The organism is Streptomyces sp. NRRL F-6676 (assembly GCF_000725625.1).
GTDB lineage: Bacteria > Actinomycetota > Actinomycetes > Streptomycetales > Streptomycetaceae > Streptomyces.
This window is the reverse complement of record NZ_JOHS01000029.1, coordinates 78,886-92,674: the sequence shown is the minus strand read 5'-3', so window position 1 is coordinate 92,674 and position 13,789 is coordinate 78,886. Positions and strand designations below refer to the sequence as shown.

Genomic DNA, 13,789 nt, shown 5'->3' with positions numbered 1-13,789 from the left:
TCGCGGCGCTCAGCCGGTCCCGGCGGTGTCCATCCCCGCCAGCACCAGCGGCAGCCGGTCCGCGCCGCCCTCGGTGACGCGCACCGGAACGCCCCAGTCCTGCTGGTGGACGTGGCACGCCGGGTACTCGTTCGCGGAATCGTCGTCGCAGGACGCGGCCATCGCCGAGACGTGCAGCACGCCCTCGGGTATGGAGGGGTCCAGCTCCAGCGTGCGGGCCAGCTCCGTGCCCGCGCCCTCGCCCGCCCGCAGCAGCTCGGGCGGCGTCGAGGAGACCAGCAGCCTGGTCGACGGGCCGTAGCGCGTGTCCAGCTTCTGGCCGGCCGGCGCCTGGAAGATCACGTCGAGGCGCAGCGCGCCGGACGCCACCTCCGTCGCCGCCCGCTGGGTGCGGTGCGCCACCGCGTCCACCCGGACCGCCTCCTCGGGCAGCCGCAGCCGGGTCAGCCGGTGCCGGGCCGACTCCACGACCACGATGTCCTCGCCAACGACCACCGCGTCGCTGGGCTCGCGCAGATCCGTGGCGAGCGTGGTGACCTCGCCGGTCGCCGGGTCGTAGCGGCGCAGCGCGTGGTTGTAGGTGTCGCTGACCGCCACCGAGCCGTCCGGCAGCGCCGTCACCCCCAGCGGATGCTGGAGCAGGGCCTGGTCCGCCGCCCCGTCCCGGTGGCCGAAGTCGAACAGACCGGTGCCGACCGCCGTGTGGACCGCGCCCTCGGCATCGACCCAGCGCAGCGCGGAGGCCTCGGCGTCGGCGAGCCACAGCCGCTCCTCCGTCGCCGCGAGGCCGGAGGGCTGGGCGAACCACGCCTCGGCACCGGGCCCGTCCACCAGCCCCTCGTTGGTCGTGCCCGCCGCGACCCCGACCGTGCCCGCCTGTGGGTCGTACGTCCACAGCTGGTGCACACCCGCCATCGCGATCCACACCCGGCCGCCGAACACGGCCACGTCCCACGGCGAGGACAGGTCCACCTCGCGCGCCGGGCCCGAGGTGGGCGAGCCCTGCCACCACTGCCGGCCGGTGCCCGCGAGCGTCGTCACCTCGCCGGTGGCCACGTCCAGGCGGCGCAGCGCGTGGTTGACGGTGTCGGCGACGACCACCGCGCCGTCCGCCAGCAGCGCCAGGCCCTGCGGCTCGCTGAACGCCGCCGCGTCGGCCGGGCCGTCCGCGAAGCCGCGCACGCCGGCGCCGATGCGCCGCACCACGCCCTCGCCGTCCGCCGCCAGCTCCACCAGCTGGTGCCGGGTGGTGTCGCTGACCAGGAAATTCCCGGACGGCAGCAGCAGCGCCTTGCCGGGGAAGCGGAGCGTGGTGGGCTCCGGCTCCGGCGCCACGTACGGACCGTCGCCCCGGCGCAGGGTGCCCTTGGCCGCGTGCTCGGCCTCCAGCTCCTCCACCAGCTTCGCTATCGCGTGCGCGTGCCCCTCGCCGGCGTGCTGGGCGACGACGTACCCCTCGGGGTCGATCACCACCAGCGTGGGCCAGGCCCGCACCGCGTACTGCTTCCACGTGGCCAGCTCGGGGTCGTCGAGCACCGGGTGCTCCACCCCGTACCGCTCCACGGCGTCCACCACCGCCTGGTGCTCCGCCTCGTGCACGAACTTCGGCGAGTGCACCCCGATGATCACCACCGTGTCCCGGTGCTTCTCCTCCAGCTCCCGCAGCTCGTCCAGGACGTGCAGGCAGTTGATGCAGCAGAAGGTCCAGAAATCCAGAACGACGATGCGTCCCCGCAGGTCGGCGAGGGTGTACTGGGTGTCGCCCGTGTTCAGCCAGCCGCCCTTGCCGACCAGCTCGGGGGCCCGGACCCGGACGCGCCGGGATGTGCTCTCACTCATGCGTCAAGGGTGGCACGACCGCGCGGAAAGCCCCGGAGCCTGTGGATAACCCCGGATGACCCCGGGCGTACCCGGCCCGTCCGCCCACTGGCGGCGTTCCGGGGCGGGGCGCCGGGGAAGCCGTAGAGCATGAGATTCCTCGTACGCGACCGGCTTCTCGGCATCGGTGACGACTACTGGATCGAGGACGAGCACGGCGCCAAGGCGTTCCTCGTCGACGGCAAGGCGATGCGGCTGCGGGACACCTTCGAGCTGAAGGACACCCACGGCACCGTCCTCATCGACATCCACCAGAAGATGTTCGCGCTGCGCGACACGATGGTGATCGAACGGGCCGGCGAACCACTCGCCACCATCCGCCGCAAGCGGCTGTCGCTGCTGCGCAACCACTACCGCGTGGCGCTGGCCGACGGGAGCGAGCTGGACGTCAGCGGCAAGATCCTCGACCGGGAGTTCGCCGTCGAGTACGACGGGGAGCTGCTGGCGGTGATCTCGCGGCGGTGGCTGCACCTGCGGGAGACGTACGGCGTGGACGTCGTCCGCGAGGACGCGGATCCGGCGCTGCTGATCGCGGTGGCGGTGTGCGTGATCCATCTCGCGGAGAAGGAGCGGGAGGGGGAGGACTGAGGCCCTCCCGACTTCTCCGCGCGCGGGAGGGGGCTACCGGGCCGGCGGGGTCAGGCCCAGGACGCGGTCCTTCAGTGCCGGGAACTCATCCCGCGTCTTCGCCGCCTTCGCCGGGTCGAACTCCACCGTGAGGATCTCCTCGTCCGGTCCGGCCTCCGCCAGGACCTCGCCCCACGGATCCACCACGATCGAGTGACCCGCCTGCGGAACCCCGGCATGCGTCCCGGCCGTTCCACACGCGAGGACGAAGGACTGGTTCTCCACGGCGCGGGCCCGGGCGAGCAGCGTCCAGTGGGAGCGGCGGCGTTCCGGCCAGCCCGCCGGGATCACCAGCGTCTCGGCGCCGGCGTGCACGAGCCCGCGGAACAGCTCGGGGAACCGCAGGTCGTAGCAGGTGGCCACGCCGATCGTGGTCTCCGGCAGCGCCACGGTCACCAGTTCGTCGCCCGCTCCCATCAGCACGGCCTCGCCCTTGTCGAAGCCGAATCGGTGGATCTTGCGGTAGGCGGCGGCGAGCTCGCCGGAGGGGGAGAGGACGAGTGAGGTGTTGTACAGCCGCCCCTCGGGGCCGCGCTCGGGGACCGAGCCCGCGTGCAGCCAGACGCCCGCCTCGCGCGCCGCCCGGGCCATCGCCTCGTACGTCGGGCCGCGCAGCGGTTCCGCCTCGGCGGCGAACGCCTCGTAGGCGAAGGCCCCGGTGGTCCACAGCTCCGGCAGGACGACCAGATCGGCGCCCGTCTGTTCCCGTACGAGGGTGGCGACGCGGACACGGCGCGATTCGACCGATTCGCCCTCGTCTACACCGATCTGGATCAGAGAGGCGCGCACACTACCACCGTCCTGGCATTCGACCCGTCCGTCCGGGCCTACGATCGTCACACGAAAGCACTGCCGGGGTGCCCCACAGCAGCGTAACTTAACGTCCCTGGACACCCGCTGACAGACGTTGACACGACGCTGGGGGCCACCGCAGCAGCATTCCGTCCACCGACAACGCCGTCGGCGACCGCCGCCGCCACAACTGCCCGCGCACCGACCGCCCGAGGGGTCCCGTTCCGTGAGTCTGCATCCCACCCTCCAGCCCTACGCCGACGCCTGGACCCACTCGATCGACGCGATATCCGAGCTGGTGCAGCCGCTCGTGGAGGGCGAGTGGAACCGGCGGACCCCGTGCCCGGCCTGGTCGGTCCGCGATGTCGTCTCGCACGTCATCGGGATGGAGTGCGAGATGCTCGGCGACCCCCGGCCGATCCACACCCTGCCGCGCGACCTGTTCCACGTCACCAATGAGCAGCAGCGGTACATGGAGATGCAGGTCGACGTCCGCCGGCACCACACGGGCCCGGAGATGACCTCCGAGCTGGAGTACACGATCATCCGCCGCAACCGCCAGCTCCGGAACGAGACGCGGGAGCCCGGCACCCGGGTGCGCGGCCCCCTCGGCAGCGACCCGACGCTGGAGGAGGCCATGCGGAACCGGGCGTTCGACGTGTGGGTGCACGAGCAGGACCTGCGCGCCGCCCTCGGCCGCCCCGGCAACCTGGACTCCCCCGGCGCCCACGTCGCCCGGGACCTGCTGCTCGCCGCGCTGCCGAAGGTCGTCGCCAAGGACGCGGGGCTGCCGCCCGGCTCGGCGGTCGTCGTCGACGTGCACGGCCCGGTGGAGTTCCTGCGCACGGTCCGGGTGGACGAGGAGGGGCGCGGGTCGATAGACGGGGCGCCCTCGCTGGGCCCGGTGGTGAGCCTGACGCTGGACTGGGAGACGTACGTACGGCTGGCCTGCGGCCGGGTCACGGCGGACGCGGTCGCCGACCGCATCAAGGCGGAGGGCGACGCGGAACTGGCGGCGGCGATCCTTCGGGCGTTCGCGGTGACGCCGTAGGGGACGGGGCCGGTGACGCCGTAGGGGACGGCCAGCCCGGTGACGCCGTAGGGGACGGGCCCGCGCCCCGGCCGGGGCGCGGCACCCCTCACACTGCCGGAACGTGCACCGTCTCCACCCGGCTGGCCACCAGCCGCTCCCGTTCGCGGACCGCCACGCGGCCGCGCAGCCGCAGGATCTGGCTGATGCCGAGCGCCTGGAGGACGAAGACCGCGGAGAACGCCACCGTGTAGTCGTCGCCGGTCGCGTCCAGCAGCACGCCGATCGCGAACAGTGTCGTCATCGAGGCGACGAAACCGCCCATGTTGGTGATCCCGGAGGCCGTGCCCTGACGTTCGGCCGGGTTGGCGGGCCGGGCGAAGTCGAAGCCGATCATCGACGCCGGTCCGCACGCGCCCAGCACCACGCAGAGCACGAGCAGCAGCCACATCGGCGCCCGGTCGCCCGGGTACAGCAGCGTGGCCGCCCACAGCAGGGCCGTCGCGCCCACCGTGCCGAGCGCCAGCGGCAGCCGGGCCGCGTTCCGCCGGGCCACGAGCTGCCCGTACACCAGTCCGAAGCCCATGTTGGACAGCACCACCAGGGTCAGCAGCTCACCGGCCGTCGCGCGGGACAGACCCTGCGCCTCGACGAGGAACGGCAGCCCCCACAGCAGCAGGAACACCATCGCCGGGAACTGCGTGGTGAAGTGCACCCACATGCCGAGCCGGGTGCCGGGCTCCCGCCAGGAGGCGGCGATCTGCCGGCGCACATAGGCGGCGCCCTGGTGCGGGACGGGCTCCGGCTCGAAGCCCTCGGGGTGGTCCTTGAGGAAGAGGACCAGCAGGACGAGGACGACGACGCCGGCCAGCGCGCTGCCCGCGAAGGCCGCCGTCCAGCCGATCCCGTGCAGCAGCCGGGCGATGACGAGTGTGGAGACCAGGTTGCCCGCCATGCCGGCAAGCCCCGCCATCTGGGCGACCAGCGGCCCGCGCCGGGCCGGGAACCAGCGGGTGCCGAGCCGCAGCACGCTGATGAAAGTCAGCGCGTCGCCGCAGCCCAGCAGCGCCCGGGAGGCGAGCGCGGTGCCGTAGGACGGGGAGAACGCGAAGCCGAGCTGGCCCGCGGTGAACAGCACCACGCCGATCGTCAGCACCTTCTTGGTGCCGAGCCGGTCGACCAGCAGGCCGACGGGTATCTGCATGCCCGCGTAGACCAGCAGCTGAAGGATCGAGAAGGTGGACAGCGCGGAGGCGTTCACATGGAAGCGGTCCGCCGCGTCCAGGCCGGCGACGCCGAGGGAGGTACGGAAGATGACGGCGACGAAGTAGACGGAGACGCCGATCGACCAGACGGCCATCGCCCGCCGGCCGCCGGGCGGATCGCCGGGCAGGCGGAGCGAGCTGCCGGAGGCGGTGCTCATCGGACCTCACCCCGGGCCAGGTGGGAGAACCAGCTGACGTGGCCGTGCAGCAGGCCGACGACCCGGTCGGCGTCCCCGGCGCGCAGCGCGTCGAGGATCTGCCCGTGCTCGGTGAGCGTCTTGGTGACCCGGTCGGGGTGGGCGTGCATCACGGCGACGCCCATGCGCAGCTGCCGGTCGCGGAGCTGGTCGTAGAGGCGGGAGAGGATCTCGTTGCCGCCGCTGCGCACGATCTCGGCGTGGAAGCAGCGGTCGGTGACCGCGGCCTCGGCCAGTTCACCGGCGGCGACCTGCTCGCGCTGCCGGGCGAGCAGTTCCTCGAGCCGGGCGAGCAGCACGGGCGGCGCGGGCACGGCCTTGCGGGCCGCGTGCGCCTCGACGAGCTGCCGGGTCTCGACGACGTCCGCGATCTCCTGGGCGGAGACGGGCAGGACGAGGGCGCCCTTCTTCGGGTAGAGCCGCAGCAGGCCCTCGGCCTCCAACCGGAGCAGTGCCTCGCGCACGGGGGTGCGCGAGACCCCGACCTCCTCGGCCAGGCCTCCCTCGGTCAGCAGCGTCCCGCCCTCGTAGCGGCGCTCCAGGACACCCTTCTTGACGTGCGCGTACACGCGGTCGGCGGCCGGCGGCCGCTTGGCGGACGGTGCGGCGGGGTGCCGCGCGGGTGGCTTGTCGGGGACGGTGGCGGCGGACGGCGAAGGCATGCGCACAGCATAGATACAACACGTACGCATACCGCGCCGCGTCCAGAGTGTGGACGGGCGCCGGCCGCGCCTGCGCACCACCCGACCCCGGTGTGACACACATCCCGGCAACGGTGCATCCTTCTGTGCTACTTACTCGTCTGACGAAGTGGCGGCTTTTTCATCTCGCCGCCCTCCAGGGGCATTTCACCGCATCACGGTGCAGGCGCAGAGCATGCGGCGCACAGCGATGCAAGACGACGCAATCGGAGCGTTCACGTTGATTACCGCCATTAGGGGCGCTCGGCTCCGCAGGGTCACCGCCGCCGTGGTCACCACCGGCGCCGTGCTGGCCACCGGGGCCCTCACCGCGGCTCCCGCGCAGGCCGTCACCAAGCCTTCGATCACCGCCAAGGGCGGGTTCGTGATGAACAACGGCACCGGCAAGTCCCTGTACACCAAGAAGGCCGACACGAAGCTGTCGACCGGCTCCACCACCAAGATCATGACGGCGAAGGTGGTGCTGGCCCAGTCCAATCTGAACCTGAATTCCAAGGTCACGATCCAGAAGGCGTACAGCGACTACATCGTCCGCAACAACGCCTCCTCCGCCCATCTGATCGTCGGCGACAAGGTGACCGTCCGTCAGCTCCTGTACGGGCTGATGCTGCCCTCGGGCTGTGACGCGGCCTACGCGCTCGCCGACAAGTTCGGCTCCGGCTCGTCCCGTTCGGCGCGCGTGAAGTCGTTCATCTCCAAGATGAACAAGACCGCGAAGAGCCTCGGGCTGACCAACACCCACTTCGACTCGTTCGACGGCATCGGCAACGGCAGCAACTACTCCACGCCGCGCGACCTGACCAAGCTCGCGAGCAGCGCGCTCAAGAACTCCACCTTCCGCTCGGTGGTCAAGACCAAGTCCACCAAGCAGAAGGTGACCACCAAGAGCGGTGGCTACCGCTACATGAACTGGAGCAACACCAACCCGCTGCTCAGCGGCTACAGCGGCGCCATCGGCGTCAAGACGGGCTCGGGCCCGGAGGCCAAGTACTGCCTGGTCTTCGCCGCGACCCGGAACGGCAAGACGGTCATCGGCACGGTCCTGGCCTCCACCTCGGTCGCCAACCGCACCGCCGACGCGAAGAAGCTGCTGAACTACGGCTTCGCCGTCTGACAGCGGCACCCGGCCGGACCCGGAACCCCCGGGACGGCCCGGACACCGGGAAGGGGCCCGTCGGCATCGCCGGCGGGCCCCTTCCGCGGTCGTCGCCGCGTACGGCCGGTCATCCCCAGGTGATCAGCCGCTTCGGGCGTTCCAGGACCGCGGCCACGTCGGCCAGGACCTTGGAGCCCAGTTCGCCGTCGACCAGGCGGTGGTCGAAGCTCAGGGCCAGGGTGGTGACCTGGCGCGGCTTCACCTTGCCCTTGTGGACCCACGGCTGGAGCTTGATCGCGCCGACCGCCAGGATCGCGGACTCGCCGGGGTTGAGCAGCGGCGTACCGGTGTCGACGCCGAAGACGCCGACGTTGGTGATCGTCACCGTGCCGCCCTGCATGGCCGCCGGGGACGTCTTCCCCTCGCGGGCCGTGGCGACCAGTTCGCCGAGGGACGCGGCCAGTTCCGGCAGCGTCCGGGCGTGCGCGTCCTTGATGTTCGGCACGATCAGGCCCCGCGGGGTGGCGGCGGCGATGCCCAGGTTGACGTAGTGCTTGACCACGATCTCCTGGTTGGCCTCGTCCCAGGAGGCGTTGATCTCCGGGTGGCGCCGGATGGCGACCAGCAGGGCCTTGGCGATCAGCAGCAGCGGGTTGACCCGCAGCCCTTGCAGTCCGTACTCCTCGGGGGACCGCTTGAGCTCCTCGACCAGCTTCATCGTGCGCGTCACGTCCACCGTCACGAACTCCGTGACGTGCGGGGCCGTGAACGCGGAGCCGACCATCGCCGCGGCCGTCGCCTTGCGGACGCCCTTGACCGGGACGCGGGTCTCCCGCGCGGCGTCGTACGAGACGGCGGGGGGCGCGGCCTGGGGAACGGCCGCCCGCGCGGCCGGGGCCCGCGTCGGCGCCTCGGTGGGGGACGGGGCCGCCGCCTTGTGCACGTCGTCGCGGGTGATGATGCCGTCGGGGCCCGAGGGTGTCACCGCCGTCAGGTCCACGCCCAGGTCCTTGGCGAGCTTGCGCACCGGCGGCTTGGCCAGCGGGCGCGGTCCGCCGTGCCCGTTCAGCCCGGATTCCGGCCGCTCCGGTTCCGGTGCCGGTGCCGGTGCCGGTGCCGGTTCGGCCGCCGGTTCCGCCGCCGGGGCGGGGACGGCCGGCACCTCCTGTGCCGGGGCGGCCGGCTGCTGCCCGGACTGCGGCTTGCGGGGGCGGCGGCGGGTGGCGGACTCGGCGACGCCGTAGCCCACCAGGACCGGCGTGCGGCCCTTGCCCTCCGGTGCCTCGGCGGACGGCTCCCCGGCCGCCGCGGGCGCCTCCTGGACGGGTGCCTCGGCGGCGGCACCGGCCACCGCCACCGCGATGATCGGCGTGCCCACGTCGACGGTGGTGCCCTCGGCGAAGTGCAGCGCGCGCACCACTCCGTCGTAGGGGATCGGCAGTTCGACGGCGGCCTTGGCCGTCTCGACCTCGCACACCACCTGGCCGTCGCTGACCGTGTCGCCGGGCTGGACGTACCACTTGAGGATCTCGGCCTCGGTGAGCCCCTCGCCGACGTCCGGCATCTTGAACTCGCGTACGGACGCGTCAGTCATCGTCGTCACGACCCTCTCCTCAGTACGCCAGCGAGCGGTCGACGGCGTCGAGCACCCGGTCCAGGTCCGGGAGGTAGGACTCCTCCAGGCGGGCCGGCGGGTAGGGGGCGTGGTAGCCGCCGACCCTGAGCACCGGGGCCTCCAGGTGGTAGAAGCACCGCTCGGTGATGCGGGCGGCGATCTCCGCGCCCGAGCCGAGGAAGACCGGCGCCTCGTGGACCACGACCAGGCGGCGGGTCTTCTCGACCGAGGCCTGCACGGAGTCGAAGTCGAGCGGGGAGATCGACCGCAGGTCCAGGACCTCCAGGGACCTGCCCTCCTCCGCGGCGGCGTCGGCCACCTCCAGGCAGAGCTTGACCATCGGGCCGTACGCCACGAGCGTCAGGTCGGTGCCCTCGCGGGCGACCCGGGCCTTGTGCAGGGGGCCGGGGATCGCCTCGGTGTTGACCTCGCCCTTGTCCCAGTAGCGCCGCTTGGGCTCGAAGAAGATCACCGGGTCGTCGCTCTGGATGGCCTGCTGCATCATCCAGTAGGCGTCCGAGGCGTTCGAGGGGGAGACCACCTTCAGGCCCGCCACGTGCGCGAACAGCGCCTCGGGGGACTCCGAGTGGTGTTCGACCGCGCCGATGCCGCCGCCGTAGGGGATGCGGACGACGACCGGCAGCTTGACCTTGCCGAGCGAGCGGGCGTGCATCTTCGCGAGCTGCGTGACGATCTGGTCGTACGCGGGGAAGACGAAGCCGTCGAACTGGATCTCCACCACCGGGCGGTAGCCGCGCAGGGCGAGGCCGATCGCGGTGCCGACGATGCCGGACTCGGCGAGCGGGGTGTCGATGACCCGCTCCTCGCCGAAGTCCTTCTGAAGCCCGTCGGTGACGCGGAAGACGCCGCCGAGCTTGCCCACGTCCTCGCCCATGACGAGGACCTTCGGGTCGGCCTCCAGGGCCTTGCGCAGCGACTCGTTGATCGCCTTGGCGATCGCCATCTTCTCGGTCATCTCACTTGCCCCCTTCCGCGTCCGCGAACGACGCCTGGTAGGCGGCGAACTGGGCGCGCTCCTCGTCGACCAGCGCGTGTCCGTCCGCGTAGGCGTTCTCGAAGATGGCGAAGTGGTCCGGGTCCGGCATGGCACGGACCGCTTCGCGCACTCGCCTTCCCAACGCCTCGCTCTCCGCCTCGAGTTCCGCGAAGAATCCCTCGTCGGTGTGGTTTGCGGCGGCGAGGTGGGCGCGCAGCCGGGCGATCGGATCCTTCGCCTCCCAGGCGACCCGCTCGTCGTCGTGCCGGTAGCGGCTGGGGTCGTCGGAGGTGGTGTGGGCGCCCATCCGGTAGGTGAACGCCTCGACCAGCGTGGGGCCCTCGCCCCGGCGGGCCCGCTCCAGCGCCCACTTGGTGACCGCGAGGCAAGCCAGGACGTCGTTGCCGTCGACGCGGACGCCCGGGAAGCCGTAGCCCTGGGCGCGCTGGTAGAGCGGCACGCGGGTCTGCTTCTCGGTCGGCTCGGAGATCGCCCACTGGTTGTTCTGGCAGAAGAACACCACGGGGGCGTTGTAGACCGCGGAGAAGGTGAACGATTCGGCGACGTCGCCCTGGCTGGAGGCGCCGTCCCCGAAGTAGGCGATCACGGCCGCGTCGGCGCCGTCCTTGGCGATGCCCATGGCGTAGCCGGTGGCGTGCAGCGCCTGGGAGCCGATGACGATCGTGTAGAGGTGGAAGTTGTTGCTGTTCGGGTCCCAGCCGCCGTTGTTCACGCCGCGGAACATGCCGAGCAGATTGGTCGGGTCGACCCCGCGGCACCAGGCCACGCCGTGCTCGCGGTAGGTCGGGAAGACGTAGTCGTCCGGGCGGGTGGCGCGGCCGGAGCCGATCTGCGCGGCCTCCTGGCCGAGCAGCGAGGCCCACAGGCCCAGCTCGCCCTGGCGCTGGAGCGAGGTGGCCTCGGCGTCGAAGCGGCGGGTGAGGACCATGTCCCGGTACAGCCCGCGCAGGTCCTCGGGGGTGAGGTCGGCGACGTACGGGTCGTACTCGGCGTTCTTGATCCGCTTGCCCTCGGGCGTCAGCAGCTGGACGAGGTCGGCCTCGCCCGCGGCGGCCGGGGCGGCGCCCTTCGGGCCGGTCTTCGCGGCGGACTGCCTGGCGGCGCGCGGCTTCGCGGCGGCGCGCTTGGTGCCGGCGGTTCCGGCGGCGCCGGCGGTCTTCGCGGTGGTGCGGGTGGTGCGCTTGGTTCCGGTGGTGCCGGTCTGCTCGTCCGCCGAGCCGGCGCGCTCGCCGGTCCCGCCGGCCGAGCCGGCCCGCTCGGTGCCGGTGGCGCCGGCCTTGCCTCCGGCGCTGCGTCGCGCCTTGCGCGCGGCAGTGCTCTCCACGGTCACGTGTGCTCCTCCGTCGGTCCGGCCCCCGGGTTCGCCGGGTGCCTGGGGTCTCCCCGGCCCGTTCCGAGCCCGGGAGAGCGGCTCGCCCGCTCCTGGGGGGGCGCACGGGGTGGGTGCGGCCCGGTCGGGAACAGGCGTGACAGGTGCCCCGGCGAGCGCCCTGCGGGACAGCACGTTACCCAGTGCTCCACATTTCTGTGAAACCCCTTCTGACCTGCGATTTTGCTTGGGCTTCCAAGTAAATCGAGAAGTCGGGAACAGATGCTGGTCACAGCCTTGCAGGGGGCCGGAACAAGGGCACGTTATCCCGGTGAGCCGCGTCACGTGAAGGGTTCGCCGCCGGTGGAGGCGATGATCGCGGTCGCGGCGGATGTCCCCCGGAAACCCGGGAAAATCACCCGTTCCACCCCTTTCTACTCCGTTCCCACCCATCGCGCCCGTTCCGCCCGTACGGCATTCCGTGCGGGCGCGCACGGCAGACGCGAACGGGCCCCGGCCGCGGCGATCATGCCGCGGCCGGGGCCCGTGTCGTACGGGTCAGTTACCCGCGCCCTCGTCCGTGCCGGTGCCCTCGTCGTCACCCGCGCCCGCGTCCCCGCCGGAGGAGTCCGGAGGCGACTCGTTGCCCGCGGGCGACGACTGCTGTCCGGCGGGCGTGGACGCCCCACCGCCACCACCGCCGCCCCCGTCACCCTCCGGCGTCGACTCCGCGCCGTCCGGCGTGGACGCCGTGTTCGTAGGCTTCCGGGTGTAGTCGTTCGACGGCGGCTTGGCCGGCTCGTAGTTCGATCCCGAATCCGACCCGGTGTTCTCGTCCGAGGAGTCGTCGCTCTGCGTGGCGCTCGGCGTCTCGCTGTCGTCCTTCTCCTTGGTGGACTGCGACGTCGTCGGCGACTCCTTGGTGCCGCCACCGCCCCCGTCGCCCCCGGAGCTGTTGAGCGCCAGCGCCACCCCCGCCACGACGGCGATGACCGCGAGCACCGCGAGGATCCACAGCTTGCCGCGCCCGCTGCCCTTGTTGCCGCCGCCCTCGAAGCCGCCGTCGTCCCCGCCGCCGTACGGGGGCAGGATCGGCTGCGGGACGGCCGCGGTGCCCAGGTCGCCGGGGTGCGGCAGCACGGTCGTGCCGGCCAGGCCGGCCGCCGGGGTGTGCCGGCCGTCGGGGGCGCCCACCGGACCGGTGTTCCAGGTACCGGTGTGGCCGCCCTCGTCGTAGAGCATCTGCAACCCGTACTGGACGAGCCCGCGCATCTCCTCGGCGGTCTGGAACCGGTCGTCCGGCTCCTTGGCGAGCGAGCGCATCACCAGCCCGTCGAGCTCCGGCGGGCAGCCGTCGGAGGTCTGGGACGGCGGCACCGGCATGTCCTGGACGTGCTGGTAGACCACCGAGAGCGGGGTCTCGCCGACGAACGGGGGGCGCAGCGCGAGGAGTTCGTAGAGCAGACAGCCGGTCGCGTACAGGTCGGAGCGGTGGTCGACGGCCTTGCCGAGTGCCTGTTCGGGCGAGAGGTACTGGGGTGTTCCCATGACCATGCCGGTCTGCGTCATCGTCGTGGAGGCGCCGTGCAGCGCGCGGGCGATGCCGAAGTCCATGACCTTCACGGCGCCGTTGTGCGTGATGATGACGTTGGCCGGCTTGATGTCGCGGTGCACGATGCCGTGCTGGTGCGAGTAGGCCAGCGCCTCCAGGACGCCGGAGACGATGATCAGCGCCTGCTCGGGACCGGGGGCCTCGGCGTTGAGCAGCAGGTCCCGGATGGTGCGGCCCTCGACCAGCTCCATCACGATGTACGGGACGGACTGGCCGCCGACGACGTCCTCGCCGGAGTCGTACACGGCCACGATGGCATGGTGGTTGAGGCCGGCGACCGACTGCGCCTCGCGCGTGAAGCGGGCCTTGGAGACCGGGTCCTCGGCGAGGTCGGCGCGCAGCAGCTTGACCGCGACCGTCCGCCCGAGACGGACGTCCTCGGCCGCGAACACCTCGGCCATGCCGCCCCGGCCGAGCCTGTGGGTCAGCCGGTACCGGCCGTCGCCGACCAGTCCGCCGTTGCCCCAGTTCTCCGGTGTCTCCGACATGCCGCCGCCACTCGCCTCGGGGTCGGACGGGCCCTGGGCGCGCTGCGTCTGTGCCATCAGTCCTCGCCGTCGTGTCTTCCCGCGGTCTGCGCGGTGGTTGTCACGGTCTTCCGTCGGGTCACGCTACAGGCTCCGCGCGAAGCGGCGGTCCCCGTTGGATT

General features: G+C 72.2%; 11 protein-coding genes. 3 read left to right on the top strand and 8 right to left on the bottom strand.

All coding sequences use genetic code 11. The features are described 5' to 3' along the window. Positions 1-9: 9 nt before the first annotated feature. Positions 10-1,839, bottom strand: coding sequence for a thioredoxin-like domain-containing protein (locus IO29_RS19130; RefSeq protein WP_030376874.1), 1,830 nt, complete (start codon positions 1,837-1,839; stop codon positions 10-12). Between the two features lie 129 nt (positions 1,840-1,968). Between IO29_RS19130 and IO29_RS19125 the strand changes: the two genes are divergently transcribed. Further along, positions 1,969-2,466, top strand: coding sequence for an LURP-one-related/scramblase family protein (locus IO29_RS19125; protein WP_030376875.1), 498 nt, complete (start codon positions 1,969-1,971; stop codon positions 2,464-2,466). 33 nt (positions 2,467-2,499) lie between these two features. Here IO29_RS19125 and IO29_RS19120 read toward each other — a convergent pair whose 3' ends face one another. After that, positions 2,500-3,294, bottom strand: coding sequence for a carbon-nitrogen family hydrolase (locus tag IO29_RS19120; RefSeq protein ID WP_030376876.1), 795 nt, complete (start codon positions 3,292-3,294; stop codon positions 2,500-2,502). A gap of 229 nt (positions 3,295-3,523) precedes the next feature. Between IO29_RS19120 and IO29_RS19115 the strand changes: the two genes are divergently transcribed. After that, the gene (locus tag IO29_RS19115; protein ID WP_030376877.1) at positions 3,524-4,348 is read left to right on the top strand and encodes a maleylpyruvate isomerase family mycothiol-dependent enzyme; all 825 of its coding nucleotides are present in this window, start codon (positions 3,524-3,526) and stop codon (positions 4,346-4,348) included. 88 nt (positions 4,349-4,436) lie between these two features. Here IO29_RS19115 and IO29_RS19110 read toward each other — a convergent pair whose 3' ends face one another. Next, positions 4,437-5,750 (bottom strand): MFS transporter, encoded by a 1,314-nt coding sequence (locus IO29_RS19110; protein WP_030376878.1) that lies wholly within the window; start codon positions 5,748-5,750, stop codon positions 4,437-4,439. Beyond that, positions 5,747-6,451, bottom strand: a complete 705-nt coding sequence (locus IO29_RS19105; protein ID WP_051707386.1) for a GntR family transcriptional regulator — start codon at positions 6,449-6,451, stop codon at positions 5,747-5,749. The genes IO29_RS19110 and IO29_RS19105 overlap by 4 nt, the downstream gene beginning before the upstream one ends. A gap of 229 nt (positions 6,452-6,680) precedes the next feature. Between IO29_RS19105 and IO29_RS19100 the strand changes: the two genes are divergently transcribed. After that, positions 6,681-7,604: a D-alanyl-D-alanine carboxypeptidase family protein gene (locus IO29_RS19100; RefSeq protein ID WP_234307332.1), complete on the top strand. Its 924-nt coding sequence runs from the start codon at positions 6,681-6,683 to the stop codon at positions 7,602-7,604. 109 nt (positions 7,605-7,713) lie between these two features. Here IO29_RS19100 and IO29_RS19095 read toward each other — a convergent pair whose 3' ends face one another. The 4 genes from IO29_RS19095 to IO29_RS19080 all read right to left on the bottom strand — a co-directional run bounded on the left by IO29_RS19095 (position 7,714) and on the right by IO29_RS19080 (position 13,685). Continuing rightward, on the bottom strand, positions 7,714-9,189 hold the full coding sequence (locus IO29_RS19095; RefSeq protein ID WP_030376881.1) for a dihydrolipoamide acetyltransferase family protein: 1,476 nt from the start codon (positions 9,187-9,189) through the stop codon (positions 7,714-7,716). A 10-nt stretch (positions 9,190-9,199) separates the two neighbouring features. Beyond that, entirely contained in the window at positions 9,200-10,177 is a 978-nt protein-coding gene (locus IO29_RS19090; RefSeq protein WP_030376882.1) for an alpha-ketoacid dehydrogenase subunit beta, read from the bottom strand. Position 10,178: 1 nt separating this feature from the next. Next, on the bottom strand, positions 10,179-11,549 hold the full coding sequence (gene pdhA / locus IO29_RS19085) for a pyruvate dehydrogenase (acetyl-transferring) E1 component subunit alpha (RefSeq protein ID WP_030376883.1): 1,371 nt from the start codon (positions 11,547-11,549) through the stop codon (positions 10,179-10,181). A gap of 537 nt (positions 11,550-12,086) precedes the next feature. Then, a complete protein-coding gene (locus IO29_RS19080) occupies positions 12,087-13,685 on the bottom strand; it encodes a protein kinase domain-containing protein (RefSeq protein ID WP_030376884.1) in 1,599 nt (532 codons plus the stop codon). Positions 13,686-13,789: the final 104 nt, after the last annotated feature.